At 73.1% G+C, this 26195-nt stretch carries 20 protein-coding genes; 13 read left to right on the top strand and 7 right to left on the bottom strand.

Annotated features, from left to right (window positions below; genetic code table 11):
• Positions 1-81 precede the first annotated feature (81 nt).
• Positions 82-1047: an LLM class F420-dependent oxidoreductase gene (locus HNR10_RS24145; protein ID WP_179827283.1), complete on the bottom strand. Its 966-nt coding sequence runs from the start codon at positions 1045-1047 to the stop codon at positions 82-84.
• Positions 1048-1234: 187 nt separating this feature from the next.
• On the opposite strand from HNR10_RS24145, the gene HNR10_RS24140 reads away from it, so the two are divergent.
• The 4 genes from HNR10_RS24140 to HNR10_RS24125 all read left to right on the top strand — a co-directional run bounded on the left by HNR10_RS24140 (position 1235) and on the right by HNR10_RS24125 (position 4622).
• Positions 1235-1765 (top strand): YbhB/YbcL family Raf kinase inhibitor-like protein, encoded by a 531-nt coding sequence (locus tag HNR10_RS24140; RefSeq protein ID WP_179827281.1) that lies wholly within the window; start codon positions 1235-1237, stop codon positions 1763-1765.
• Between the two features lie 447 nt (positions 1766-2212).
• A complete protein-coding gene (locus HNR10_RS24135) occupies positions 2213-3277 on the top strand; it encodes an ATP-grasp domain-containing protein (protein WP_179827279.1) in 1065 nt (354 codons plus the stop codon).
• Complete coding sequence (locus HNR10_RS24130; RefSeq protein WP_179827277.1) at positions 3274-4062, top strand: 3'(2'),5'-bisphosphate nucleotidase CysQ family protein; 789 nt, start codon at positions 3274-3276, stop codon at positions 4060-4062. The genes HNR10_RS24135 and HNR10_RS24130 overlap by 4 nt, the downstream gene beginning before the upstream one ends.
• Before the next feature lie 89 nt (positions 4063-4151).
• The gene (locus HNR10_RS24125) at positions 4152-4622 is read left to right on the top strand and encodes a DUF1707 SHOCT-like domain-containing protein (protein ID WP_179827275.1); all 471 of its coding nucleotides are present in this window, start codon (positions 4152-4154) and stop codon (positions 4620-4622) included.
• A 15-nt stretch (positions 4623-4637) separates the two neighbouring features.
• Here HNR10_RS24125 and HNR10_RS24120 read toward each other — a convergent pair whose 3' ends face one another.
• Entirely contained in the window at positions 4638-5132 is a 495-nt protein-coding gene (locus HNR10_RS24120) for a DUF3145 domain-containing protein (RefSeq protein WP_179827273.1), read from the bottom strand.
• 312 nt (positions 5133-5444) lie between these two features.
• On the opposite strand from HNR10_RS24120, the gene HNR10_RS24115 reads away from it, so the two are divergent.
• The 3 genes from HNR10_RS24115 (at position 5445) to HNR10_RS24105 (ending at position 9036) form a co-directional block, all read left to right on the top strand.
• Entirely contained in the window at positions 5445-6023 is a 579-nt protein-coding gene (locus HNR10_RS24115) for an RNA polymerase sigma factor (RefSeq protein ID WP_246406394.1), read from the top strand.
• Positions 6020-6454: a hypothetical protein gene (locus HNR10_RS24110; protein WP_179827268.1), complete on the top strand. Its 435-nt coding sequence runs from the start codon at positions 6020-6022 to the stop codon at positions 6452-6454. The genes HNR10_RS24115 and HNR10_RS24110 overlap by 4 nt, the downstream gene beginning before the upstream one ends.
• 245 nt (positions 6455-6699) lie before the next feature.
• The gene (locus HNR10_RS24105) at positions 6700-9036 is read left to right on the top strand and encodes a CHAT domain-containing protein (protein ID WP_312889403.1); all 2337 of its coding nucleotides are present in this window, start codon (positions 6700-6702) and stop codon (positions 9034-9036) included.
• A gap of 27 nt (positions 9037-9063) precedes the next feature.
• Here HNR10_RS24105 and HNR10_RS24100 read toward each other — a convergent pair whose 3' ends face one another.
• From HNR10_RS24100 to HNR10_RS24085, 4 genes are all read right to left on the bottom strand, one after another.
• Positions 9064-9717, bottom strand: a complete 654-nt coding sequence (locus HNR10_RS24100) for an MBL fold metallo-hydrolase (RefSeq protein WP_179827266.1) — start codon at positions 9715-9717, stop codon at positions 9064-9066.
• Positions 9718-9839: 122 nt separating this feature from the next.
• On the bottom strand, positions 9840-10661 hold the full coding sequence (locus HNR10_RS24095) for an enoyl-CoA hydratase-related protein (protein ID WP_179827264.1): 822 nt from the start codon (positions 10659-10661) through the stop codon (positions 9840-9842).
• A gap of 418 nt (positions 10662-11079) precedes the next feature.
• Positions 11080-11658: a DUF5998 family protein gene (locus HNR10_RS24090; RefSeq protein WP_179829932.1), complete on the bottom strand. Its 579-nt coding sequence runs from the start codon at positions 11656-11658 to the stop codon at positions 11080-11082.
• Between the two features lie 86 nt (positions 11659-11744).
• The gene (locus tag HNR10_RS24085; protein WP_179827262.1) at positions 11745-14465 is read right to left on the bottom strand and encodes a bifunctional acetate--CoA ligase family protein/GNAT family N-acetyltransferase; all 2721 of its coding nucleotides are present in this window, start codon (positions 14463-14465) and stop codon (positions 11745-11747) included.
• Positions 14466-14673: 208 nt separating this feature from the next.
• Between HNR10_RS24085 and HNR10_RS24080 the strand changes: the two genes are divergently transcribed.
• Positions 14674-15609 carry a sugar kinase gene (locus tag HNR10_RS24080; protein WP_179829931.1) on the top strand — a complete coding sequence of 312 codons (936 nt, stop codon included), beginning with the start codon at positions 14674-14676 and terminating at the stop codon, positions 15607-15609.
• Between the two features lie 125 nt (positions 15610-15734).
• On the opposite strand, the gene HNR10_RS24075 is transcribed toward HNR10_RS24080, so the two are convergent.
• Positions 15735-17858 carry a RecQ family ATP-dependent DNA helicase gene (locus tag HNR10_RS24075; protein WP_179827261.1) on the bottom strand — a complete coding sequence of 708 codons (2124 nt, stop codon included), beginning with the start codon at positions 17856-17858 and terminating at the stop codon, positions 15735-15737.
• 345 nt (positions 17859-18203) lie between these two features.
• On the opposite strand from HNR10_RS24075, the gene HNR10_RS24070 reads away from it, so the two are divergent.
• From HNR10_RS24070 to HNR10_RS24050, 5 genes are all read left to right on the top strand, one after another.
• On the top strand, positions 18204-21035 hold the full coding sequence (locus HNR10_RS24070; protein WP_179827259.1) for a glycosyl hydrolase: 2832 nt from the start codon (positions 18204-18206) through the stop codon (positions 21033-21035).
• A gap of 178 nt (positions 21036-21213) precedes the next feature.
• Positions 21214-23700, top strand: coding sequence for a DNA gyrase/topoisomerase IV subunit A (locus HNR10_RS24065; RefSeq protein WP_179827257.1), 2487 nt, complete (start codon positions 21214-21216; stop codon positions 23698-23700).
• 82 nt (positions 23701-23782) lie between these two features.
• Positions 23783-24307 carry a beta-class carbonic anhydrase gene (locus tag HNR10_RS24060; protein WP_179827255.1) on the top strand — a complete coding sequence of 175 codons (525 nt, stop codon included), beginning with the start codon at positions 23783-23785 and terminating at the stop codon, positions 24305-24307.
• A gap of 204 nt (positions 24308-24511) precedes the next feature.
• A complete protein-coding gene (locus HNR10_RS24055; protein ID WP_053617738.1) occupies positions 24512-24838 on the top strand; it encodes a tetratricopeptide repeat protein in 327 nt (108 codons plus the stop codon).
• A gap of 192 nt (positions 24839-25030) precedes the next feature.
• On the top strand, positions 25031-26170 hold the full coding sequence (locus tag HNR10_RS24050; RefSeq protein ID WP_179827253.1) for an L-cysteine desulfhydrase Cds1: 1140 nt from the start codon (positions 25031-25033) through the stop codon (positions 26168-26170).
• Positions 26171-26195 lie beyond the last annotated feature (25 nt).

Here is a 26195-nt window from a genome sequence, read left to right as displayed (position 1 = left end):
ACCGGGGCCATGCGCTCCCGAGGAACATACCGGACGGTCGGGATGTCACGGGCACACCGATCCGACGCCGTCCGGACGTGATCAGTCCTTCGGCGCCAGCGCGCGCACGACGGCCGCCGGGTCCTGGCCGGGCCGCGGCAGCGGGGCGAGCACGGGGGTGGTCACCCCCGCCTCCGCGTAGGCGCGGATCCGCTCGCGGCAGTACTCGGCGGGGCCGTGGATGATCAGGTCGTCGACCACCGAGTCCGGGATCGCCGCGACCGCGCCCTTGCGGTCGCCCTCGTCCCAGGCCTTCCACATCGGGGTGAGCTCGTCCCGGCCCAGCCACTCGTGAAAGGCGCGGTAGACGGGCACGTTCAGGTAGGCCGAGATCGCCCAACGGCCGATCCCCCGGGCCGTCTCCGCGTCGGTGTCGGGCAGGGCGAAGATCCGGGCGACGATCTCCTTGTCCTCACCGAACTCCCGGACGATGGGCGCGACCGTGCGCACGTCCTCGGAGGAGAGCCAGTTGATGATCGCCCCGTCCCCCTCGCGCCCGGCCAGGCGCAGCATGCCCGGGCGCAGCGCCGCCACGAACAGCGGCGGGGCCTGCTCGGGCACCGCCCCGAGAGTGAAGCCCTGCACGGAGAAGGTGTCGTAGTCGGCCTTGACCTTGGCCCCGGTCAGCGCGGCGCGCAGGAAGCGCACCGTGTCGCGCGTGCGCTTGAAGGGCTCCTCGAAGGGGATGGAGTTCCAGCGTTCCACGATGACGTTGGACGAGGTGCCCACACCCAGGCTGAAGCGGCCCGGCGCGGCGGCGGCCAGGGTGGCCGCGCACATCGCCAGGGTCGCCGGCCCCCGCGTGTAGACCGGGACGATCGCGGTGCCCAGGCGCAGGCTCGGTGCCCACACACTGGCCAGCGCGAGAGGGGTGAAGGCGTCGGTCCCGTTGGCCTCGGCCGACCACGCGTCGGTGTAGCCGAGATCGGGAAGGCTCTCGATGAGCGCCCTCTGCTCCGAGAGCGGAACGCCGTCCAGTGGGATGGTGATGCCCCAGCGCGTGGTCATGTCGACTCCTTCGGTGGCCCGGATACCGAATCCGGTTCTTGTTCGCCGTCGGCACGACCGTACCGTCCCCGCCTCCGCGTGCCCACGGGTGCGTCCCGTTCCGGGCCGTGCCTGCGAGACACGCGGGGCCGCGGCGGCATATGTTCGAAGGGCAGTGCACACCCGACACACGAAGGAGGGCCCTTCCGTGGCCACGCCACCCTCCCCCTACGACTTCCTGCCCAAGGTCGCGTCGTTCACCGTGACCAGCACCGACCTGACCGACGGCCAGACCCTCTCCACAGCCCAGGTCAGCGGGATCATGGGCGCCGGCGGCCAGGACGTCTCCCCGCACCTGTCCTGGACCGGCTTCCCCGAGGGGACCCGGAGCTTCGCGGTCACCTGCTTCGACCCGGACGCGCCGACCGCCAGCGGGTTCTGGCACTGGGCGGTGGCCGACATCCCGGCGGACGTGACGTCGCTGGACTCGGGCGCCGGGGACGGTTCCGGCCTGCCGGAGTCCGCCGTGACCCTGCGCAACGACGCCGGGGGCCACCGCTACGTCGGTGCGGCTCCGCCGCCCGGACACGGCCCGCACCGCTACATGTTCGCGGTCCACGCCGTCGACGTCCCCAGCCTGGGCATCGACGACTCGGCCAGCCCGGCCTTCCTGGGCTTCAACCTTTTCCAGCACGCCCTGGGCCGCGCCGTCCTCACCGGCCTGTACGAGCAGGAGTAGCCGCCCCGGCCCCTGGGGCGCCCGCCCCGGGGCCGAACACCGGCCGCCCCGCCCGAAGCGGTCCCGCTCGGCGTGACCACAGGGGGTTCGAGCACGGGCCGAAGCGAGGCACGAGCGGAGGCCCAAAGAAGGCGCAGCGAGGGCGCCGACGGGTCCTGGAGGGCCTGGAGGTGGATCCCAGAGAAGGACTGCGCCGTAGGCGTCCGTTGAGGGTGGTGGCGGGCGACGGGTGGGCACGAGGGGGTACACCGCAAGGCGCGAAGGCCCCGTCTCAAGGGCGCCCGAGCACGCGCGCCCGCGCCCTTCGGTTCACCCGACAGCCGGAACCGGCCAACTCCACCCGTGGCGGCACACCTGCGTCTAGGCTCGATCCATACGACCGAACCGGCCCGCTCCCACGTCTGGAAGGGTTCACTGGTGTCACATCATTCTGCGAGACCGACCGTAGTGGTGACGACGGCGGGTTCGGCTCCCACTCCCGGTACCATCCTGCACCTGCGCGAACAGGGCTTCCGTGTCGTGGCCACGGACATCGACCCCGCCGCTCCCGGCCTGTACCTCGCGGACCGCGGATACCTCGTGCCCGCCGGTGACAGCGAGGCGTTCCTGCCCCGGATGCGGGCCCTGTGCGCGAGCGAGGGGGCCGTCGCGATCGTCCCGCTGGTGGACGAGGAGCTGGTGCCGGTGGGCGACCTGGCCGAAGACGGCCTGAGCGTCATGCTCCCCCGGCCGGGGTTCGTCGCCACCTGCCTGGACAAGTACGTCCTCATGCGCGCGCTGGACGCCGCCGGGATCGGGATCCCCCGCACCTGGGCCGCCTCGGAGCCCCCGCCGGCGGACGTCGCGGCCGGGGAGCCCGGCGGGTTCGTCGTCAAGCCGCGCAGCGGGCGCGGCAGCCGCGGCGTCCAGATCGTCGAGTCCCTGGCGGACGTGCCCGCGGCGGTGGCCGCGAGCGGCTACGGCGCCGACGAACTGATCGTGCAGGAACGCGTGACCGGCCCGGAGTTCACGGTCTCGGTCGTGGTGTGGCGGGACGGCGGGGTGCAGGCCGTGGTCCCCAAGGAGGTCCTCCTCAAGCAGGGCGTCACCAAGTACGCCGTGACCCGGCGCCACGCGGAGGTCGAGCGCACCTGCCGCGCGGTGCAGTCGGCACTGCGCGCCGACGGGCCGTTCAACGTGCAGCTGTGCCTGGACACCCAGGGCCGGCCGCGTGTCTTCGAGATCAACCCGCGCTTCTCCTCCACCGCGGCGCTGACCGTGGCCGCCGGCGTCGACGAGGTGGCAGGCCTGCTGCGGCAGGCGGTGGCCGACGGCCCCCGGTTGACCGACACCTGGCGCGAGGGGGTCACGATGGTGCGGCGGTGGGCCGACGAGTTCGTCAGCGAGGAGGAGTTCGCCTCGCACGGCCTCACCCCGGACCCGGCCGCGCCCCGCGTCGCGCGGGGGAACGACCCGGCCCCGCCGGTGCCCTCGGTGGACCCGGTGTCCGGCGTCGCGGTGCGTTCCCGATGAGCCGCGCGCACCCCCTGCGGGACGCGGTGGCCGAGGCGGTCATCGAGGTCGGCGGGCTGCTGCGCGAATGGCGGCCCAGCGCCGACGCGCGCAGCGGCGTGTGGGAGGGCGGCCAGTTCAAGGCGCGGGCGGACGCGATGGCCCATCGCGCGCTGTCGGAGCGGTTGGCCGCGATCGACGGGCACATCCCCGTGATCAGCGAGGAGGACCTGGGGTCGCTGGCACGGGAACGGCCCACGCGGTACTGGCTGATCGACCCCATCGACGGCACGGCCAGCTACGTGCACGGCTTCCCCGGCTACGTCACCCAGGCCGCCCTGGTCATCGGCGGGCGTCCGGAGGTGTCGGCGGTCTTCGCTCCGGAGAGCGGCACCCTGTACACCGCGGTGCGGGGGCAGGGCGCGCGCCGGAACGGGATGGCGCTACCGGTCTGCGAGGCGGCACCGCCCGGCCGGGGCGTACTCACCGACAACACACCCGAACCGGACGGGATCGCCCGGCGCGTGTACGAGCACTTCGGCTACGGCGAGTACCTGGAGAGCGGGAGCATCTCGCTCAAGCTCTGCCTGATCGCCGAGGGATCGGCGCACCTCTTCGTCAAGGACGTGCCCGTGCGCGACTGGGACGTGGCCGCGCCGGGGCTCGTCCTGGAGGAGGTGGGCGGTCGCCTCACCCGGTTGGACGGCACGGGTTTCGGGTACCGGGACGGTTACGAGCACACGGGGCTGGTGGGCGCGGCCGACCCGGGGACCGGCCGGGCGGTGGCCCGCTGGCTGGCGGGATGACCGCGGCGCGACGGGCCTCGCTTTCCTCTTCCGTGCGCGTGGCGTGAGGCGTACCGTGTGGTCACCGACGCCGCCTTGGGGGTGGGGACGTGAACGACGGACGCCTGCCGCTGCACCGCGTACGCGCCTCGGACGCCGAACGCGAGGCGACCCTGGAGCACCTGGCCACGGCCTTCGTGGAGGGCCGGTTGAGGCAGGACGAGTACGAACTGCGGGTCGGGCTGGCCCTGCGGTCGGTCTTCGTCGGGGACCTGGAGGTCCTGACCGACGACCTGCCGGCCCGGCCCGAGCGCGTCCCCGCCCCCGAACTCCCGCCCGTGGCGGAGGAGTCCGGGTCGCGGTGGCAGGCGCCCGCGCTCTCGGTGTCGTGGAGCGAGTGGACCGACGAGTGGCGCTGGTGGGCGGGCATCGCGGTGGTGCTGACCACCGTGTGGGCCGTGGTCAGCGCGATGAGCGGGGAACTCGTGCCGTACTGGCCGCTGGTCCCCCTGGGTATCTGGGCGGCCGTCCTGCTGGCCTCGGCGATCTGGCCGAGCGAGGGCGAGCCCCCGCCCGGATGAGCGCCGCGAACCGGGTCAGCCGACCGCGTGCAGCCACCGTACGGGTGCGCCGTCGCCCGCGTAGCGGAACGGTTCGAGCTCCTCGTCCCAGCGGCGTCCGGTGAGGCGGTCGATCTCCTCGGCCAGGTCGGGGCCGCCCGCGGCGGACTCCTCCACGGCGCGGCGCAGGCGCGCCTCGGGGACCAGGACCTCGCCGGCCGCACTGGTGACGGCGGTGAACATGCCCAGGGCCGGCGTGTAGCTGTAGCGCACGCCGTCGAATCCGGGCGATCCCTCCTCGGTCACCTCGAAGCGCAGGCGCTGCCACGAGTTCAGCGCCGAGGCCATCTCTCCCGAGGTCCCGGGCCTGCCCTGCCAGTTCAGTTCGGCACGGTGATGGCCCGGTGCCGCCGGCTGAGCGACCCAGTCGAGTTTCACGGGTACTCCAACGACGCCCGCGACCGCCCACTCGACATGTGGGCACAGCGCCGCGGGCGCGGAGTGGACGTACAAGACGCCACGTGCGGACACCGAACCTCCTGATACGAACGAGTGCGCTTCCCCGACGCCCTCGTATCACGAGAAGGTTGCATACCCGCCTGGATACCTTTTGCCCCATTGTGCCCCAAGGGCACCTCGGGAATCACCGTTCACGCTGGTATTTTCCAGCGTTCCCCCCGCGACCGGAACCCCCAGAGACTAGCGTGAGCCCCAGAACGGACAGGGAGTCCGATCATAGTGGGGGCGGGATTGCCAGACCAGTCGCACGAGACCATCCGCACGGTCATTCCCTCCTCAAAAATCGTACTCCCATCACAAAACGGGCATCAATCACCCCATCGCTTGCCGATTTCGGCCACAACCGGCCTGGATTCCGATGGCCTCGAACCCGGGGACGCCGAACTCGTCCGGCGCGCGAGCGCGGGCGACGCCCGAGCCTGGGAACTCATCGTCGACCGGCACCTGCCGCTCGTGAACGCGATCGCGCGGTCCTACCGCCTCTCCGTCCCCGACCGGGAGGACGCGGTCCAGAACGTGTGGCTCACCCTCAACCAGCACCTGACGCGGCTGCGCACGCCGGACCGCCTCCGCGCCTGGCTGCGCCGGGTCACCAACGACGCGTGCGTCCGCCAGCGCCGCCACGCGCTGCGGCAGCGCCCCGTCGACCCGCACCTGCTGGCCGACCTGGCCCCGGCGGACGGCCACGACCCCGAGTCCGCCTACCTGGAACGGGAGCGGCACGAGGAGCTCCACCGTGCGATCCGCCGACTCACCGACACCCGTGACAGGGCCGCCGTCCTGCACTACCTGGACGAGACACCGCCACCGGCCTGGGTCCACGGCGCCGGTCCGCGGGCCGCCGCCAACCACCGGCGCCGGATCATCCGCACCCTCCGCCGCATCATGAAGGGCCCCGCGTGAAGGACCGCACCGACTCCCCGAGGGACACCGCCGGCAGAGCCGCCGCCCTGGCGGCCTTCGACCGCCGCGACGACGGCGCCGACCTGGCCGGGCTCACCGAGCAGGCCCCCGCCCGGCCCACCGCACCGCGCGCGGACCGCGACCCCGTCACGGCGTCACTGCGCTTCGACCACGACGACCTCGGGCTCGCCGTGCGGGTCCTCGCGCCCGCGGGCGACCCCCGAGGGGCGTCCGCCCGCGCGGTGCACGGCCAGCTCACCGGCCACGTGGACGAGGCCGACCTGCGGGTCCGGCGGCCCGGACGCTCGTTCGGTGTGCGGGTGGGAGCCGACGGGCGCTTCGCCGCCACGGGTCTGGAGCGGGGCCCACTCAGCCTGGAGGTGCGCCGGCCGGGCCGCGCCCCGGTCGTCACGGACTGGTTCACGGTCTGACCGAGTCACAGATGCGGCGGTGCCCATCGTGTGTTCGGGTCCTCCCCGAACCTGGTCGCGCCCGACCGGTTTTGCCGACCTTCGCCCCGTTTCGTGCACACGGATCCGGCCCGAATCCGCGCTCAACGCTGCCGCCGCCCCCGGTCGCTGCTGTTCACTGGGACCTGGCCGGTGGAAGCCACTCAGAGTGACCGGGTGGCCACCGGCCCCGCCGAGCACCGACCCACCCCCGAAAGGCGGCCGGAGTGCCACCCACCCCCCAGCCCGGCTCACCGTCGTCCCGTCCCCGTGGGCGCCCCGTCCACCGCTCCGCGCGCTCCGCGTCCGAACCGGGTTCGGGGCACGCGCTGCTGCGCCGGGTCGCCCACGGTGTCCGCCTCGCCCAGCACGGCCGGTTCGAGGACACCGTCTGCCTGCTCACCGACGCGCGCACCCGGCTCCGCGGGCACCCCATCACCGCTTCCGCCCCGGTCGTGCCCGGTGTGCTGGCCAACCTGGGCCTCGCCCAGATCCTGTGCGGACGCTACGGTCCCGCCGACGACGACCTGCGAGAGGCACGCGCCCTCGCCCAGGCACGGCGCCTGCCGCTGATGGACCTCGTCGTCCGGCAGAACCAGGGGTGTCTGGCGCTGCACCGCGGCGACGCCGTGTCGGCCATCGGAACCTTCGTCGACCTGCGCCACCGCCTGCCCGCCGACCGCCGGGACGCCCTGCACGTCGACCTCGCCGAAGCCCTGCTGGCCGAAGGGCTGGTGGAGGAGGCCGCGACCGCCCTCCACGAGGGGTCGTGGAGCGACGACGGCGCCGCCGCGCCCGCCGCACTCCTGGTCGAGGCGAAACTGCGCCTGCTCGACGGATCGCCGACCCGCGCGATCGAGCTCATCCGGTGCGTCCGGCGAGCGAACGGCGCGGGCTCCCTCTGGCACCGGCTCGCGGTCCGCCTGGAGCACATGGCCCACCGCGCCGCCCGAGCCCGTCCGAGCGGGCCCGCCGACCCGCTCGGCGCCCCGGGAACCGCGGGCAACGCCGACACACTCGTCACCCCCGGCCTCCTCGCCTCCACCAGCACCCTCGACACGACCGACATGCCCAGCCCCGCCAGCCCGCACGGTGCCGTTGCTCCGTCCGCAGCCGCTGGTACTCCCGGTGCTGCCGAGTCGGACGGTCCGGCCGAGGCCACTGGGACGCCAGGCATGGTCGGCGCGAGCGGGACGTGTGTGACCGATGCGGCTGATGCGGCGGGGCCGCTGGAGCGGGCCGGGGACGCCCTGGTCCTGCGCGCTCCACTGGCCGCGCCCGAGGCGCCCGTCCGCGACCGCGCCGCCCACCGCGCCCTGCGGGCCCTGGCCCGCGGCACGGTCCACGCGCCCGGTGCCTGGGCGGGCCCGGCCGCGGCCGACCCGCACGTCGTCCGGGCGGGTCTGGAGCGCGCGCTGCTGCACGGCGACGCCGCCACGGCCCTGGAGTGGGCGGATCTGGGCCGGACCTGGGCGGCGCCCCTGGTCCCGGGCCCCCACGCACCGCGCTCGGCGGCCCTGACCGCCCTGACCGAGCGCTACCGCGCCGCGCTGGCGCGGGGAACCGATCCGCGTGTCGGCGCGCGCCGGTGGGAGTCCGAGCGCTGGCGCGCCCTGTACGTCTCCGGACCGCCCGCGCGTCCGCACCGCACCTCGGTGCCCGTGGTCCCCGCCCTGATGGACCGCCTGGCGGGCCGGGCGTTCGTCCACCTGGTACGGGCGTCGGGTGACCTCGTCGCGATCGTCACGACGTCCGCGGGGGTGCGGGCACGGCCCCTGGGACCGTTCCGCCGGGCCGCGCGGGCCCTGGCCCGCTTCACCCACGAGGCACCGAACACCCACGGAGCGCCCACGCCCGCGGGCGACGCCGTCCACGGCCTGCTGGCGCCGGTCCTGTCACTGGTGGGCGACCGCGCGCTCGTCGTGGCCGCCGATCCCGCACTGGGCGACCCGCCCTGGGGCATGCTGCCCGCGCTGTGCGGACGCACACTGTCCCTGGTCCCCACCGCCCGATTCTGGGCCGAGCGGACCGCTCCCCCGCCGACGCCCCGCCGGGTCCTGCTCGTGGCCGGTACCGAACCCGCCGGCGCCGGAGCAGAGGTCGCCGACCTCGCCGGGCTGCACCCCGCGGCACGTGTCCTCACCGGCGCGCGGACCCGTCCCGAGGACGTGCTGGCGGGGTTCGGCCGCGCCGACCTCGTACACCTGGCCGCGCACGGCCGCGTCCCCGACGACGCCCCCCTCCTCGCGTCCGTGGAACTGCCGCAGGGCCCGCTGCTCGCCTGCGACCTGCGGGACGCCCCGGCGGCACCGGCCGTGGTCACCCTCTCGACCTGCTGGAGCGGGCGCGGTTTCGCCACCGCGCCCGGTCTGCCGTCGGGGTTCGTGGGCGCACTGCTCGCACGCGGTACCCGCACCGTGGTGGCCAGCCCCGTACCGGTCGAGGACGCCGCGACGGGCACGGCCATGCGCGCCTTCCACCGGGCGCTGGTGGCGGGAACACCGGTGCCCGAGGCGGTGGCCCTCCACCTCGGGCGGTCCGGCTTCTGCTGCTTCGGCGCCTGAACGCCGTCACTCGTGGACGCGAGCGGGCTACCAGCCCCGCTCGCGCCACTCGGCCAGGCTGGGACGCTCGGCACCGAGCGTGGTGTCCCGGCCGTGGCCGGGGTAGACCCAGGTGTCGTCGGACAACGGCCCGAACACCCGCTCCTCCACGTCCCCGAGCAGGGAGCGGAAGTCGGCGTCGGACCCGGTGCGGCCGACGCCGCCCGGGAAGAGGCTGTCGCCGGTGAACAGGTGGGTGCGCCCCCCGGGGTCGTCGTAGCGCAGCGCGATCGACCCGGGCGTGTGCCCCCGCAGGTGGATGACGGTGAGGGAGCAGTCCCCGACCGGAACGGTGTCCCCGTGGACCACGGGCTCGTCCACCGAGACCGGCAGCTCGTCACCGTCGTCGGGGTGGGCGACGGTGCGGGCGCCGGTCTGGCCGACGACCTCGGCGAGGGCCTGCCAGTGGTCCTGGTGACGGTGGGTGGTGACGACCCTGGTCAGGCCGTTCTCCCCGATCAGCTCCAGAACGCGGTCGGCCTCGGCCGCCGCGTCGATGAGCACGGCCTCACCCGTGGCTCTGCAGGTGAGGAGGTAGGCGTTGTTGTCCATCGGGCCGACGGCCAGCTTGGCGATCGTCAGGTGCGGTAGTTGTCGCAGGTCGGCAGGGCCGCCGACCCTCGTATCTCCGGAGTAGCTCACCAGACCATTGTGGCCCGACACGGGGCCCGTGTGCACCCGGGCCGCACATGTCGGACGCCCGGGTCACCGGGCGTCCGACGACCGGCCGCCCCGCGGCACGGAGGGCGACGACGCGGGACCGGCTACCGCGTCCAGCGCGGCGGACGCTTCTCGAAGAACGACGCCCGCCCCTCGGCCGCGTCCTCACCGCCGAAGAACTCCGCCGACAGCTCACCCATCCGCGTGAACGCCTCCTTGCGCCGGTCCGGCGCGGCCAGCGCCCCGGCCCCCAGCTCGCCCAGCAGTTCCTTGGTCCGCGAGAGCGCGCGCGGCGCCGACCCCCGCAGCCCCTGGAGCACCGCGTCCACGGCGTGTTCCATCTCGCGGTCCGGGACGGCCTGCGTGATGAGCCCCGCCTTGGCCGCCGCCGAGGCGTCGAACAGCTCGCCGGTCAGGAAGTACCGGCTCAGCTGGCGCGAATGCATCCGCGCGGACACCGGCACGGAGATGATCGCCGGGACCACCCCGATGCGCACCTCGGTGAACGCGAACGTGGCGCTCTTGGGCGCCAGGGCGATGTCGGCGGCGGCCACCAGGCCGATCCCGCCCGCCCGTGCCGCGCCGTTGAGCACCGCGATCACCGGTTTGGGTGCGCCCATGATCTGCTCGAAGATCTCGGGCAGCTCGGGTGCCGGCTCGATGTCCCGGCCCTCCAGGGCGGCACCGACCTCCTTCAGGTCCGCTCCGGCGCAGAACACCGGTCCGGTACCGGTGAGGACGACACCCCGCACCTCGTCGTCGGCCATCGCCTCGGACAGGGCCGCGGACAGCTCCGAGCGCAGGCGGGCCGACAGCGCGTTGCGGTTGCGCGGGGAGTCGAGGGTGACGGTGGCGATGGCCCGGTCGACGTCGAGACGGACCAGGGCACGATCGTCGGCGGGGGTCGGGGACGGGTGCTGCGTCATCGCAGGCTGCCTTTCTTCTGACGCGCTCGCGGGACCGCGGCGGACCTGTCGGCGCGCGCAGCGGTTCCTCGTCGTCGAACCGCCCCGCCGACGCACGTGCCGGCGGGCGAGGCCGCTTCCCGCGGAACCCTGTGCGCCCTCCGCAGACCCTCCGCGACCCGAGGGGCACGCGACGTGCCCGGCTTGTGGCCGGGTCCGTCTCGTTTGCGGCGGTGTTCACAAAACCGCTTCAACCTTAGACGGACGGGGAGCGGGGCACCACGGTCGCGCACGGCCGGTTCGTTAAGACCGTGTGACGGGCGGACGACCGCGGCCGGGTGGACGCGTGGGGCGACACGCCCTCACGCGGGCGGCCTCCGGGGCGGGCGGACGACGGAGGCCGGGGAGGCCTCCTCCCCGGCCCCGGTGTCGGGCGGGCTCAGCGGCGGGTGGTGGCCGTGGACAGCGAGTCGGCGAAGGTCAGCATCGCCGATACGGCGTCGGCACCGTCGGCGGCCTCGCTCACGCGCAGGGTGAGCGGCTCGGCGGTGATGGAGCCGGTGTAGCCGTGGTCGAGCTCGCAGGTCTCGTCCGCGCAGGCGGCCGGTTCGAGGTCGATGTTGGCGACCGCACCCCAGTTGACCGACAGGTTCACGCTCAGCACCAGCTCACTGGGCAGGCTCCCCGGCGTGTACTGGGCCGGGTTCGGCACGACCCTGGTCAGGGCCACGGACTGGATGTTGCCCAGTTGGATGCAGTCGGTGGTGGTCGAGGCGTGCGAGGTCCCGCCCGGTTCGGTGGGCGGATGCTCGTCGGTGTGGCACACCACCAGACGCGTCGCGGTCAACACCATCACCGTGATGTGCCGGCGCATCTCCATGGCCGGATCGAAGGTCGCCTCGTGGTGGACGATGAACGCCTCGGCACTCTCGTCGCCCAGAGCCGTGGCGACGGCGTCGATCACCAGCGCGGGGTAGTAGCCGCTCCGTTCGATCTCCAGCCGCCAGTCGGTGGACACGGCGCGTGTTTTCCTCATACCCCTATCCTGCCTCCTTCCCGTGACACTTCGCGACCGGGATGTGAAACGGGTCGACCAGTTCCTGATCAGAACGTCACCCCGCGCAGTCGTCGGGGCCCGGCGTCGGGGCGGACCTCGGGCGCCTCGCGCAGCCACATGCGGGCTCCCAGCACGTGCGCGCCCGTGGCGTTGACCAGAACCGGGTCCAGGTCCACGTACCCGATCTCGGGGAACGCCTCCACCAGGCGCGAGACCCGGATGAGCAGCTCCTCCAACGCCTCGACGTTGGGTTGTTCGGCCAGGGAGGTGGCCCCGGCGGGCAGCCCGAACAGCAGCGGCGCGGCCCGCACGGCGTGGATGAGGTCCGCGGCGTCCATGTCCGTCAGGGGCGCCAGGCGGAAGGCCCGGTCGTCCAGCAGTTCGGCGGTCACGTCGGCCAGGCCGAAGGAGACCACGGAGCCGAACGACTGGTTGTCGCCCGCGCGCACGACCGTGGGCACCCCGGGCGCGGCCATGCGCTGCACGACCAGCTCCGCCTCGGCGCCGAACCTGTCGTGCAGGGACAGGTAGGCGCTGCGGACGTCCTCGGGGGTGCGCAGGTCGGCCCGCACGAACGTGCCGCCGGCCCGCACCCGCAGGTCGGGGGCGTCGGCCTTGACGACCACCGGGTAGCCCAGTTCACCGGCCGCGACCACGGCCTCGTCGGCCGAGGAGACCGGCAGGTCGGGGTAGGCGGCGATGCCGTAGCTCGCCAGGAGGTCGCGGGCGTCCTCGCTGGAGACCGCCGTCTCCTCGTCGTAGCGGCGCTCCCCGCCGAACCACGCGATGTCCTGCCCCGAGCCCTGCGACTTGGCCAGGGCGCGGGAGATGGTGGAGCGGGCACGCGCCCGGTCGATGTCGGGCAGCTCGGGGTGCCGGCCCGGCTTGCGGTTGCGCCACTGGGCGTACCGGGTGGCGTGGGCGAGCGCGCGCACGGCGTCCTCGGGCGCGGGGTAGGAGGGCACCGAACCGCGCAGCGTCTCACCGTTCGCCCCGACCTGGCGGAGCACCTCGGGCAGCCCCTGGCGCGCCAGGTAGGTGGTGACGATGGGCTTGCCGGAGTCCTTGGCGCGGGCGCGCAGCACACGGGCGACGTCGTCGCCGATCGGCTGCAGGGCCGGGACGAAGACCACCACGACCGAGTGCACGTCCTCGGCGGCCAACATCGCCTCCAGCGCCCGGTCGAAGTCCTCCGCGGTGGCCTGGGGACCGAGGTTGACCGGCTCGTGGGGCTTGAGGCCCTGCCGGACCGCGGCGTCCTTGACGAGCAGCTCCAGGGAGTCGGAGTTGCCGATGACGCCCACCCGCGGCCCGTCGGGCAGCGGCTGGTAGGCGAACACCTGGGCGGCGTCGAACATCTGCGTGATGTCATCGACCCGCACCACGCCCGCCTGCTGGAAGAGGGAGGTGACGGCGTAGTCGGGCAGTGCCAGTCCGCCCGCGGCGTGCCCGGTGGGCGTGGTCTGCGCCGACCCGCCGCTGCGCACCGCCACGACCGGCTTCTGCTTGGCCAGGCGCCGGGCCAGGCGGACGAACTTGCGGGGGTTGCCCAGGGACTCCAGGTACTGCAGGACCACCTCGGTGGCCGGGTCCTCCTGCCAGTACTGGACCAGGTCGTTGCCGGACACGTCGGCGCGGTTGCCCGCGGAGACGAACGTGGACAGGCCCATGCCGCGCTCGGCGACGCGCTGGAGGATGGCGCGGCCCAGGGCGCCCGACTGGGAGAAGAAACCGATGGGGCCGTGCGGGGGCAGGTCCGGCGACAGGGTCGCGTTGAGCGACACCGCCGGGTCGCTGTTGGCGATCCCCAGGCAGTTGGGACCGACCACGCGCATGCCGGCGGCGCGCGCCGTACGCACCAGCTCGTCCTGGCGGGCCCGGCCCTCGGGGCCGATCTCGCCGAACCCGGAGCTGACCACGACCAGGCCGTGCACACCCTTCTCCGCGCACTGGTCCACGACCTCGGCGACCGCTTCGGCACGCACGGCCACGACGGCCAGGTCGACCTCGTCGGGGATGTCCAGCACCGAGGGGTAGGCGCGCACGCCGACGACCGCCTTGGCCTCGGGGTGCACCGGGTAGACCGGTCCCTGGAACTCGCCGGTGAGCAGGTTGCGCAGGGCGGTCTGGCCGATGGTGTGCGCCGTGCGGCTCGCGCCGATGACCGCGACCGACCGCGGGAAGAGCAGGCGCGCGATGGAACGCGACTCCGCGCGCTGTTCGCGGGCGCGCATGACCTCCGTGGAGTCGTCGGTGGGCTGCAGGTCCAGCGTGAGCCGGATGACGCCCTCGTCGAAGGTCTGCTGCGCGGTGTATCCGGCCTCGCGGAAGACGTTGATCATCCGCCGGTTCTCGGGCAGCACGTCGGCGATGAACCGGCGCACACCGCGTTCGCGCGCGGCCGCGCCGATGTGCTCCAGGAGCACGGAGGCCAGCCCGCGGCCCTGGTGCCCGTCCTCGACGACGAAGGCGACCTCCGCCTCCTCCGGCGCGACCTTGTCGTAGCGGACCACGGCCACGAGGGAGTCGGAGATGGTGGCCACCAGCGCGACGCGGTCCTCGTAGTCGACCGAGGTGAACCGGGTGACGTCGCGGTCGGAGAGTTTGGGGTAGGGCGCGAAGAACCTGTAGTAGATCGTCTCCGGTGAGAGCCGTGAGTGGAACTCGCGGAGCAGGTCGGCGTCGTCTGGAGTGATGGGGCGCAGGTGCGCGGTGCCTCCGTCGGTCAGGACGACGTCGGCTTCCCAGTGGTTCGGGTAGGACTGCACGACTGCGAGACTAGACGACGATGGGCCCTCTCAGGGGAACCCCGGCCCCACAGGGCGGGTGCGCGCGAGCCGATCGCGTCCCGCCGGAACGACGTCGCGCGTGTCCATCGCGCTGTCAGTTCGTTACACGCCGCTGACGCTTCACCTGTTAACGTCGTGCTGGCATGCAAGATCTCAACCCTCGGCGGTGGTTGGCGAAATGACTCGAGTGGTCGTCATCGGTGATCTGATGACCGATGCCGTCGCACGCGCGTTCCACCCTCTGGCCCGCGGCAGCGACACCCCCGCGTCGGTGACGATGTACGGCGGCGGGTCGGGCGCGAACATCGCGTCGTGGCTGGCGGTGGAGGGCGTCGAGACCACGTTCGTGGGCCGTCGCGGCTCCGACATCACCGGGCGCACGCGCGAGATGGAACTCATGGGCTACGGCCTGGACTCGCGCATGGTCATGGACCCGGAGCGCCCCACGGGAACGTGCGTGGTGATGATCACCCACCGGGGCGACCGCACGATGCTGAGCGACCCGGGGGCCAACTCCCGCCTGCAGCCCGAGGACCTGCCCCGCGACGTCTTCGGCCCCGACGGGCACCTGCACGTGTCCGGCTACACGCTGATCAACGCCGACTCCCGGCGCGCCGCACGGGTGGCGCTGCGGATGGCCCGTGAGAGCGGCATGTCCATCTCGGTGGACGGCGGCTCGCACGCCCCGCTGGAGCGCGCGGGCGCGGAGAACTTCCTGGACTGGACGCAGGGTGCCCGGCTGCTGTTCGCCAACGTCGACCAGGCCCGTGTGCTGACCGGACGGGACGAGCCCGAGGCCGCCGCCAAGGTGCTCACCGCCTGGTTCCCCAACGTCGTGATCAAGCTCGGCGACCAGGGCGGGCTGTGGGCGTCCAAGACCCGCGAGGACTGTGTGACCGCTCCCGCCGAGCCGGTGGAGCCGCGTCCGGGGTCCGTGGGCGCCGGCGACGCGTTCATCGCGGGCTTCCTGCCCGCGTGGCTGGTCGGCCGCCACCCCAAAGAGGCGCTGGGCCGCGGACACCACCTCGCCGCCCGCGCCCTGCACCAGCCCGGTGCCCGCCCGGACCTGGGCGAGGGGCAGCCGGTGCGCCGAGGCGCCCCGAGAGGCCAGCGCATCCGCTAAACGCACATGTTCGGCCGCCCCGTCGGGCGGCGCGTACTCGACACGAAACGGACCCCGCACGGCGCGGGGTCCGTTTCGTGTGTCGGGACCCGCTGGGCGGGGCGGGGCGCTCGCCCGCCCCGCGGTCAGCCGCCGCTGGTGGCCAGGGTGAGCGGCAGCACCTCCGGAGCGCCCGCTCTGCGCAGCAGGGCGGTGCCCACGGTGAGGCTCCACCCGGTGTCGGCGTAGTCGTCCACCAGCAGCACAGGTCCGGGGGTGCGGTTCTGGAGGTCGGCCAGGCGCTCCTTCAACTCGTCGGTGATGGTGAGCGCGGAGTACACCTGCCCCAGGCGCATCGCGCTGTTGTGCCGCCTCGGTCCCGGCGGCACGCGGTAGTCCAGCGTGCCCACCGGCTCCAGGCGGCCGAGCTCGGACAGCCGGGAGGCCAGGTCGGTGATCAGCTTCGGTCGGGTCGTGGACGGCATCGCCACCACGCCGACGGGCCTGCGGTCCCATGCCCAGGTGGCCAGGACCCGCACCACCGCCTGGAGCATGCGCTCGTCGACGGGTTCGTCCGGCGCGTCCTCGGCCAGGCGGCGGCGCAGCTCGTTGCCCCAGCCCACATCGGTGAAGCGGGCCAGCGCGCGGCCCTCCGACGCCCGCAGGTCCTCCTTGATCTTTCCGGACAGCGGTACGTCGAGGGTGTCCATCCCGCTCGGCCACTGGCGCCGGGGCGTGATGGGGGTGCCGGGCCGGTCCAGGTGCGCGGCGGCGGCCTCGCGGTGGCCGGGATCGACCTCGGTCGGCCAGAACTCCCCGGTGCACACGTCGCAGCGCCCGCAGGGCTCGGCCTGGGGGTCGTCCAGCTGCCGGCGCAGGAACTCCATCCGGCAGGTGCCGGTGGCGATGTAGTCGAGCATGGCGCGCTGTTCGCGCTCCCTGGCCTCGGCGACGGCCGCGTAGCGGTCGGCGTCGTAGGACCACGGGCGCCCCGTGGACGTCCAGCCGCCGCGCACCCGCTGGACCGCTCCGTCCACGTCCAGCACCTTGAGCATCTGTTCCAGACGGGTGCGGCGCAGGTCGACGCGGGTCTCCAGGGCGGCGGTGGACAGCGGCCCGCCCTCCGCGTCCAGGACCTCCAGCGTCTGGCGCACGGTGTCCTCCGGCGGGAACGACAGGCCCGCGAAGTACGCCCAGATCTGGGTGTCCTCCCGGCCCGGCAGCAGGACCGCCTCGGCGCGGCTCACACCGCGGCCCGCGCGTCCGACCTGCTGGTAGTAGGAGATGGGCGACTGCGGCGCGCCCAGGTGGATGACGAAGCCCAGGTCGGGCTTGTCGAAGCCCATGCCCAGCGCGCTGGTGGCCACCAGGGCCTTGACCCGGTTCTGCAGCAGGGCGTCCTCGGCGTCGCGGCGCTCCTCCGGGTCGGTCTGCCCGGTGTAGGCCCGCACGTCCATGCCCTGTTCCGTGAGGAAGCGGGCGGTCTCCAGCGCCGCGCTGACGGTGAGCGTGTAGACGATGCCCGAGCCCTCGATCCGCGGCAGCTGCTCAGCCAGCCAGCTGAGCCGGGCGGTGGGGTCGGGCAGGTCCGCCACGGCCAGCCTCAGGCTCTCCCGCTCCAGCGGGCCGCGCAGGACCAGGGTCTCGCCGCCGCCGGACTGGAGCTGCTCGGCGACGTCGCGGGTGACGCGCTCGTTGGCGGTGGCCGTGGTGGCCAGGACCGGGATGCCGTCGGGGAGTTCGTGCAGGAGCGAGCGGATGCGCCGGTAGTCGGGGCGGAAGTCGTGCCCCCAGTCGGAGACGCAGTGCGCCTCGTCGATGACGACCAGCCCGGCTCCGGCGGCGAGCCGGGGCAGGACGCGGTCGCGGAACTCCGGGTTGTTGAGGCGTTCCGGGCTGACCAGGAGGACGTCCACCTCCCCCGCGGCCACGTCGGCGTAGGTGGCCTCCCAGGCGGTGGTGTTGGAACTGTTGATCGTGCGCGCGTGGATGCCGGCGCGTTCGGCGGCGGCGATCTGGTTGCGCATCAGGGCCAGCAGCGGGGAGACGATGACCGTGGGGCCCGCGCCCTCGGCCCGGCGCAGCGCGGTGGCCACGAAGTAGACGGCGGACTTGCCCCAGCCGGTGCGCTGGACGACCAGGGCACGGCGGTGCTCGGCGACCAGCGCGTGGATGGCGGTCCACTGGTCGTCACGGAGCCGGGCGGAGTCGCCGGCCAGGGCACGCAGGTGGTGCTCGGCGCGTTCGCGCAGAGGCGGGATGGAGGCCATGCCTCTCTTGGTACCAGAGCCGGCCCGAAGAAGAGGCGCGGTGAGGGCGCCGACGGGTCCTGGAGTGCCTGGAGGTGGGTTCGTGAGGGACGAGCGGGCACACCGGAAGGCGCGAAGGCCCCGTCTTCCAGGCGCCCGAGCGCTCCGGGCGGTTGTCCACAGGCCCGACTCGCGGAACCGGGTACCCAAAGTAACCGCTCTCTTACAACGAGCCGATAACGGGTATGGCTCCCCGGATTGCGCCCCGGTGTGAAATAGATAACACTCTTAACAGTGACCGGGGCCTGGGAGCGCTCCCAGACCCCGGCGCGGCAACACACCGAAGCGCCTCCCACAAGGAGCAGCATGCAAGCCTCCCGTCCCCCCACCGCGCGGCCCCCGGCGCGCGTCGGCCTCCTCGCGGCCGTGGCCGCGCTGGTCTGCGCCGCGGGCACCACGGCCCTTCCCCCCTCCGCCGCCGCCGACGAGGTCCCCGTCGGCTCCGGCGGCTACACACAGGGCCTGCCCGCAGGAGCACCGGGCGCCTCGGATCTCAACGGCAGTCCGATCGCCCCCAAGGTCACCCCCGAGTTCGACGGTCCCGCGCCCACCAACGAGTGGTGGTCGTCGCTGATCTTCCAGCGCTACCCGGACAACCCCTACGGCGAGAACCTGTTCGCCCACCCCCTCGCCTTCCACGCCCGCGAAGGGGGCCTGGAGGTCGGCTACCCCGAGGACCACCGGATCGTCGGCGACGGGCTCAAGTACGAGTACCCGGCCGTCGCCGACCTGACCATGGGCGTCGAGGGCCTCAGCTCGCCCGACACCCGCGTCGCCGACAACGGCGACTGGACCGTCACGCCCAGTTGGGAGGGCGGTGGGCGCTCCCTGGACGTCACCATCGGCCAGGGCCTGCCCTTCGCCTACGCCGACACCGCCGGCGGCGACGCCCAGGTCACCTTCTCCGCGGCCCCGGACGTCTGGCACGAGGACGGGTCCGTGGTCGGCGCCAGCGTCGACGGACGCCACTACGCCCTCTTCGCCCCCTCCGACACCGCCTGGACCCGGTCGGGCGACACCTTCACCGCCGCGACCGGCGCCGACGGCTACTACTCCGTCGCGGTCCTGCCCTCGCGGTCCGACCTGGACACCTTCGCGCCCTACGCCTACTCCTTCGTCACCGACTCGCGCGTGGAGTACGACTACGCGGAGGCCGACGCCACCCTCACCAGCACCTACCGGCTCACGACCGAGCCGCGCGAGGGCACCGAGGACGGCACGCTGACGGCCCTGTACCCGCACCAGTGGCGCGCGGCCACCACCCCCGTCACCGACCTGGCCTACGCCTCGCCCCGGGGCGAGATGCGCGTCGTGGAGGGCGCGTCCTTCACCACGGAGCTCACCACCCAGGGCGTGATGCCCAGCCTGCCCACCGTGGACTCCGCGGACCACGACCGGATGCGCGCGCTCATCGACGAGGTCCTCGCCGAGGAGGCGCACTTCCCCTCCCCCGGTGACACCTACTGGGACGGCAAGGCCCTGGGCCGGCTGGCCCAGCTCGTGCCCATCGCCGACTCGATCGGCCACACCGAGGCGCGGGACCAGCTCCTCGACCTGGTCAAGGGGCGCCTGGAGGCCTGGCTGTCCCCCGGTGGGGACCGCGGCTTCCACTACGACGACCGGTGGGGCACCATGCTCGGCTACCCGGACTCCTTCGGTGCCGCGACCGAGCTCAACGACCACGACTTCCACTACGGCTACTTCGTCTCCGCCGCGGCCGTCGTCGCCCGCTACGACACCGCCTGGGCCGCCGAGGACGCCTGGGGCGGCATGGTCCGCCTGCTCATCCGCGACGTCGCCGAGACCGACCCCGACAGCGACATGTTCCCGCGCCTGCGCTCCTTCTCGCCCTACGCCGGGCACGGCTGGGCCTCCGGGCACGCCGGGTTCGCCGCGGGGAACAACCAGGAGTCCTCCTCCGAGGGCATGCACTTCGCCGCCGCCACCGCACTGTTCGGCTCCCTGACCGGCGACGAGCAGATCCGCGACCTGGGCGTGTACCTGCACACCACCCAGGCCTCGACCGTGGCGCGCTACTGGCAGAACCACGGCGGGGACGCCTTCCCCGACGACTACACGCACGACATCGCCGCCATGGTGTGGGGCGACGGCGCCGACTACCGGATCTGGTGGGACGGCGGAGCCGAGGAGCACTACGGCATCAACTACCTGCCCATCACCGCCGGATCCCTCTACCTCGGCTACGACCCCGAGCACGCGGGCCGGCTGCATCAGTCGCTGGTGGACCGGCTCGGCCGTGAGCCCGAGATCTGGCGGGACGTCCACTGGGCCCACCTGGCCCTGTCCGACGGCCCCCGGGCCCTGGAGCACTTCGAGCAGCAGTGGGCGGACTACGAGCCCGAGGCGGGCGAGTCCAAACCGCACACGTACCAGTGGGTGTCCACCCTGGCCGAGGTCGGGACCGTGGACGTGTCCGTGACCGCCGACACCGCGCACTACGCGGTCTTCGACGACGGGGGCGAGCGCACCCACACCGCGTTCAACCCCGGCGGCGCGCCGATCACCGTCACCTTCTCCGACGGCGTCGAACTGACCGTCGAGCCCCGTTCCGTCGCCTCCACCACCGGTGAGGGCGGTGGAGGCGACGACCCGGACGACCCCGACGACCCGGGCGACCCCGGTGACGGCACTGTGGGCGACGGCACCTTCCACCTGACCCCGACCGGCCTCTCCGGCTCGCCGGACGACGCGGCCGGCGAGATCACCGTCGCCTCCGCCGGGGGCGCCAACCAGGACGGACGGCCCCCGCAGGACCGGGTGGTCCTCACCGCGGACGGGCTGACCGGTACGCACACGGGCGGCTCCACCGCCTTCGCGCTGCCCGTCGACTCCGGGACCGGCGTCGCCAACGCGGTCCAGGCCCGTGTGTCCTACGACCTGGACGGCGACGGCACGGACGACCGCGTCGAGACCTACCGCTACTTCGCCACCAACGACCTGGACGGCTGGGAGCAGTACACCCACGACCAGGGCCTGGCCGGCGAGGAGGGCTCCCTCGGCGACATGGACGGCGGGTCGGTCCGCGTCGAGCTGTGGAGCGCCCTGGGCGACGATTCCTCGGCGGTCCGGACGGGGACCGAGGACGGCGCCACCGTCACGATCCCCTTCTCCGACTGACGGCGGGGCCGGGCCCCGGCGCCCGGCCCCCACGACCGAAACGCGGCCCCCTCCCCGTCCCGGGGCGGGGGCCGCGCCCCGCGCGGCGGTCACGAATCCGCCTCGACGCGCGACTCACACCGCCCGGAACACGCGCCCCGGTACGATTCAGTCCCTGGCACAGGCCACAATGACGGACATGGCCCGTACTACTTCCCGTCCCCCCGAGGATCTCGCCGAGAAGATCATCGACATCGACGTCTCCGAGGAGATGCGCGGCAGCTTCTTGGAGTACGCCTACTCGGTCATCTACCAACGCGCGCTGCCCGACGCGCGCGACGGTATGAAACCGGTCCAGCGGCGCATCCTCTACCAGATGAACGAGATGGGGCTGCGGCCCGACCGCGGCCACGTCAAGTGCGCCCGCGTGGTCGGGGAGGTGATGGGACGCCTGCACCCCCACGGCGACAGCGCGATCTACGACGCCCTGGTCCGGATGAGCCAGTCGTTCGCGATGCGCGTCCCCCTCGTCGACGGGCACGGCAACTTCGGGTCCCTGGGCGGCGACGACGCCCCCGCGGCCATGCGCTACACCGAGGCCAGGCTCGAACGCCCCGCCGAGCTCCTGGTCTCGTCGATCGACGAGGACGTCGTCGACTTCAAGCCGAACTACGACGGCCAGGAGACCGAGCCGGAGGTCCTGCCCGCCGCGTTCCCCAACCTGCTGGTCAACGGCTCCTCCGGGATCGCGGTCGGCATGGCCACCAACATGGCCCCCCACAACCTGGGCGAGGTCATCGCGGCGGCGCGGCACCTGATCGCGCACCCCGACGCCACCCTGGAGGAGCTCACCGAGTTCGTCCCCGGGCCCGACCTGCCCACCGGTGGCACGATCGTCGGCCTGGACGGCGTCCGCGACGCCTACCAGCGCGGCCGGGGCACCTTCAAGACACGGGCCACCGTCTCCATCACGAAGGTCTCGGCCCGCCGCACCGGCCTGGTCGTCACCGAGCTCCCCTACAACGTGGGGCCGGAGAAGGTCGTCAGCCGGATCAAGGAACTGGTGCAGTCCAAGAAGCTCCAGGGCATCTCGGACCTCAAGGACCTCACCGACCGCAACCAGGGCCTGCGCCTGGTCATCGAGCTCAAGAACGGCTTCAATCCCGAGGCCGTCCTGGAGGAGCTCTACCGGCTCACGCCGATGGAGGAGTCCTTCGGCATCAACAACGTCGCCCTCGTCGACGGCCAGCCCCAGACCCTGGGCCTGCGCGAACTCCTCGAGGTCTACGTCAACCACCGCCTGGACGTGGTCCGCCGGCGCAGCGAGCACCGCCGCACCAAGCGCCAGGAGCGCCTGCACCTGGTCGACGGCCTCATGGTCGCGCTGCTCAACATCGACCGCGTCATCGCGCTGATCCGCGAGGCCGACGACACCGCGGCCGCACGAGAGTCCCTGATGGGCGCCTTCGACCTCTCCGAGATCCAGGCCCGCTACATCCTGGACACCCCGCTGCGCCGCCTGACGCGCTACGACCGGCTGGAGCTGGAGACCGAGCGCGACAAGCTCAACAAGGAGATCGACGAGCTCACCGCGATCCTGGAGTCGGACAAGAAGCTGCGCCGCCTGGTCTCCAAGGAGCTGGGCGAGGTCTCCAAGGAGTACGCCACCCCCCGGCGCACCCAGCTGCGGGAGAGCGACGGCGCCGCGCGCAGCGCGGTCATCCCCCTGGAGATGGCCGACCAGCCCTGCCACGTGGTGTTCGGCGTGGAGGGCAACATCGGCCGCAGCAAGGGCGCGACCGTGCCGCGCGTGTACGAGGGCCTGCGGACCAAGCACGACGCGGTGACGGTGACCGTGCCCACCACCTCGCGCTCCGACATCGGCCTGGTCACCGACCTGGGCCGGATGATCCGCGTCCCGGTCGTGGAACTCCCCGAACTGCCCGACGACGGGACCGAGCGTCCGCCCCTGGCCGCGGGGCTGCACGTGTCGGAGTTCGTCCAGCTCGACGAGGACGAGCACGTGGTCTCGGTGGTCGCGATGGACTCCTCCGGCGCCGGCTTCGCCGTGGGCACCCGGGCCGGCGTCGTCAAGCGCGTCGCACCGGACTACCCGCCCAACAAGGACGACTTCGAGGTCATCACGCTCAAGGACGACGACCGCGTCGTCGGCGTCACCCAGCTCTCCACCGGCGAGGAGGACCTCGCCTTCGTCACCTCCGAGGCACAGCTGCTGCGCTTCTCCGCCACGGCCGTGCGCCCGCAGGGGCGTCCCGCCGGGGGCGTGGCCGGTGTCCGGTTGTCCGAGGACGCGCGCGTGCTGTGGTTCGGCGCGGTCCCGCTGCCCGAGGACTCCGTGGTGGTCACCGTGGCCGGCGAGTCCACCGCGCTGGAGGGCACCCAGGCCGGTTCGGCCAAGGTCACACCGTTCGAGGCCTACCCCGTCAAGGGCCGCGCCACCGGGGGTGTGCGCTGCCACCGCTTCCTCAAGGGCGAGGACACGCTGCTGCTGGCCTGGATCGGCCGCGCCCCCGCCCGGGCCTCGCGCGCGGACGGCAAGCCGGTGCGCCTGCCGGACCTGAGCGAGCGACGGGACGGGTCGGGCGACGCGCTCCCACGTGCGATTACTACAGTGGGGAGCGGACAGACCGATTCCGGTATCACCGCTCCGGGATCGGGTACCTGAGGATCTCGAAACGTGCCGTGCACACGGGCCTGGTTCCATGTGCACGGCACTGCCGTGACCAAGGACGAGGGAGCGACGACCCATGAGTGCGCACAGCACGCCCGGCCACGACGACTTCGCGGACGTCTTCGCCGCCAACGACGACTACGCCGCCCAGTTCTCCATGAGCGGCCTCAAGCCGCTGGCCGCCCGCGGCCTTGCCCTGGTGACCTGCATGGACTCCAGGATCGAGCCGTTGGACATGCTCGGCCTCAAGCCGGGGGACGCCAAGATCCTGCGCAACGCGGGCGCGCGCGTCACCGACGACACGCTGCGCACCCTGGTCCTGGCCGTGTACCTGCTCGGCGTGGACCGCGTCCTGGTCCTGCCGCACACGCGCTGCAAGATGGCCTCCGTGGAGAACGACGACGTCGTGCACGACCTCATCCAGGAGGAGTACGGCGTGGACACCCGCAGCCTGGAGTTCCACACCAACAGCGACCAGCTGGGCGCGCTCAAGCACGACCTGGAGCGCATCCGCCACCACCCCCTGCTGCCGCAGGGCCTGCCGGTGGCGGGCGCGGTCTACGACGTCGACACCGGCCGCATCTCGCCGGTGGACGCCTGACCCGGGGCCGGTACCGGGTACTCCTCCACCACCGGATCCGCGTCGGCGGGTGTCGTGGCTCCCGTGATCGGGGATCTCTTCTGTGAGGGCGGCGGCGCGGCGCGACGGCGTGCCGCGCGCCCGCCCCTCCCAGTCCCTCTGGGAATGCGGCCATCCCCATGGCCGTTGTGATCCGGGACGGCCGGCGCCGTCGAGAGGAGCACCGTGGAAGAGAGCACCTACGAAACCTTCAACCGGGCCCGTATGTTCTTGGAGCTGGGCGACCCCATCTACGCCGCCCGCACGCTCGAACCCATCGTCGAGGACGAGCCGGAGAGCCGCTCCCTGCTGGAACTGCTGGGCCTGTCGTATTTCCATTCGGCGCAGCTCAACAAGGCCGAGCGGACCTTCCGCCGCATCATCGAGCTGGACCCGGTGGACAACTGGGCCCACATCGCGCTGGCGCGCACGCTGGAGCGGCAGAACCGGCACGACGAGGCGTCCACCTACCGCCGCATGCACGCGGTGATGTCGGGCGGCTCCCTGGACTAGCGGGGCGGGTGAGGGTGGAAGCCCCTCCCCCGCGCTGCGGCCCTGGGCGGTGGTGGGCGACGGGCGGAAGGATCCGCGCCGCAGGCGTCCGTTGAGGGTGGAAGCCCCTCCCCCGCGCTGCGGCCCTGGGCGGTGGTGGGCGACGGGCGGGCGATCCTCCTGCGGCGCAGGTGAGCGGCTACGCTGCTGCACATGCCACCCGAATCACCTGACAGCCCCGAGCCCTCCGACGACGTCTGGGTGGACCGGTGCAGCGCCAGCGCCCGATCATGGGCCGACGAAGCGGTCCGCAAGGTCGTCGCCGACGCCAACCGCTCGGCCGACACGCACCTGCACGTCTTCCCCCTGCCGCCGGAGTGGGGCATCGACCTGTACCTCAAGGACGAGTCGGTGCACCCCACCGGCAGCCTCAAGCACCGCCTGGCGCGGTCGCTGTTCCTGTACGGGCTGGCCAACGGGTGGATCACCCAGGACACCACCATCGTGGAGGCCAGCTCGGGCTCCACCGCGGTCTCCGAGGCCTACTTCGCCCAGCTCATCGGCTTGGAGTTCATCGCGGTCATGCCGCGCCGGACGAGCCCGGAGAAGATCGCCCTCATCGAGCGCCACGGCGGCCGGTGCCACTTCGTGGACTCCCCGCCCGAGATGTACTCCGAGGCCGAGCGGCTGGCCGCCGAGACCGGCGGCCACTACATGGACCAGTTCACCTACGCCGAACGCGCCACCGACTGGCGCGGCAACAACAACATCGCCGAGTCGATCTTCGAGCAGCTCGGCATGGAGCGCTACCCGTGCCCCGACTGGATCGTGGTGGGCGCGGGGACCGGCGGCACGTCCGCCACCATCGGCCGCTACCTGCGCTACCGCCGCCTGGGCACCCGGCTGGCGGTCGTGGACCCGGAGAACTCGGCGTTCTTCCCGGGCTGGGTGACCGGCGCCCCGGACTACGCCACCGGCATGCCCTCCCGCATCGAGGGCATCGGCCGGCCGCGCATGGAGCCCAGCTTCGTGCCGTCGGTGATCGACCTGATGATGCCGGTGCCCGACGCCGCGAGCATCGCCGCCATGCGCCACCTGGCCGACCGCACGGGACTGTCCGCCGGCGGCTCCACCGGCACGAACCTGTGGGGCGTGTGGCACCTCGTCGCCAGGATGCTCGACGAGGGCCGCAGGGGCAGCGTGGTCACCCTGATCTGCGACGGCGGCGAACGGTACCAGCACAGCTACTACGACGACGCCTGGGTGGCCGACAGGGGGCTGGACCCCGCCCCCTACCGGGACGCGATCGACCGCCTGCTCGCGGACGGCGTGTGGCACCCGCCCGCCCCCTGACACACGTCGGGCCCGGCCGGGGCGT

Source organism: Nocardiopsis aegyptia, from assembly GCF_013410755.1.
GTDB lineage: Bacteria > Actinomycetota > Actinomycetes > Streptosporangiales > Streptosporangiaceae > Nocardiopsis > Nocardiopsis aegyptia.
Note: the sequence above shows the minus strand (reverse complement) of the source record. Positions and strands in the feature narration are given on the sequence as shown.

Excerpts from the sequence above, each read along its gene's own strand:
- HNR10_RS24070 (WP_179827259.1), top strand. The coding sequence starts at position 18,204 with ATGCAAGCCTCCCGTCCCCCCACCGCGCGGCCCCCGGCGCGCGTCGGC.
- HNR10_RS24065 (WP_179827257.1), top strand. The coding sequence starts at position 21,214 with ATGGCCCGTACTACTTCCCGTCCCCCCGAGGATCTCGCCGAGAAGATC.
- HNR10_RS24095 (WP_179827264.1), bottom strand. The coding sequence starts at position 10,661 with ATGACGCAGCACCCGTCCCCGACCCCCGCCGACGATCGTGCCCTGGTC.
- HNR10_RS24130 (WP_179827277.1), top strand. The coding sequence starts at position 3,274 with ATGAGCCGCGCGCACCCCCTGCGGGACGCGGTGGCCGAGGCGGTCATC.
- HNR10_RS24060 (WP_179827255.1), top strand. The coding sequence starts at position 23,783 with ATGAGTGCGCACAGCACGCCCGGCCACGACGACTTCGCGGACGTCTTC.
- HNR10_RS24050 (WP_179827253.1), top strand. The coding sequence starts at position 25,031 with ATGCCACCCGAATCACCTGACAGCCCCGAGCCCTCCGACGACGTCTGG.
- HNR10_RS24145 (WP_179827283.1), bottom strand. The coding sequence starts at position 1,047 with ATGACCACGCGCTGGGGCATCACCATCCCACTGGACGGCGTTCCGCTC.
- HNR10_RS24075 (WP_179827261.1), bottom strand. The coding sequence starts at position 17,858 with ATGGCCTCCATCCCGCCTCTGCGCGAACGCGCCGAGCACCACCTGCGT.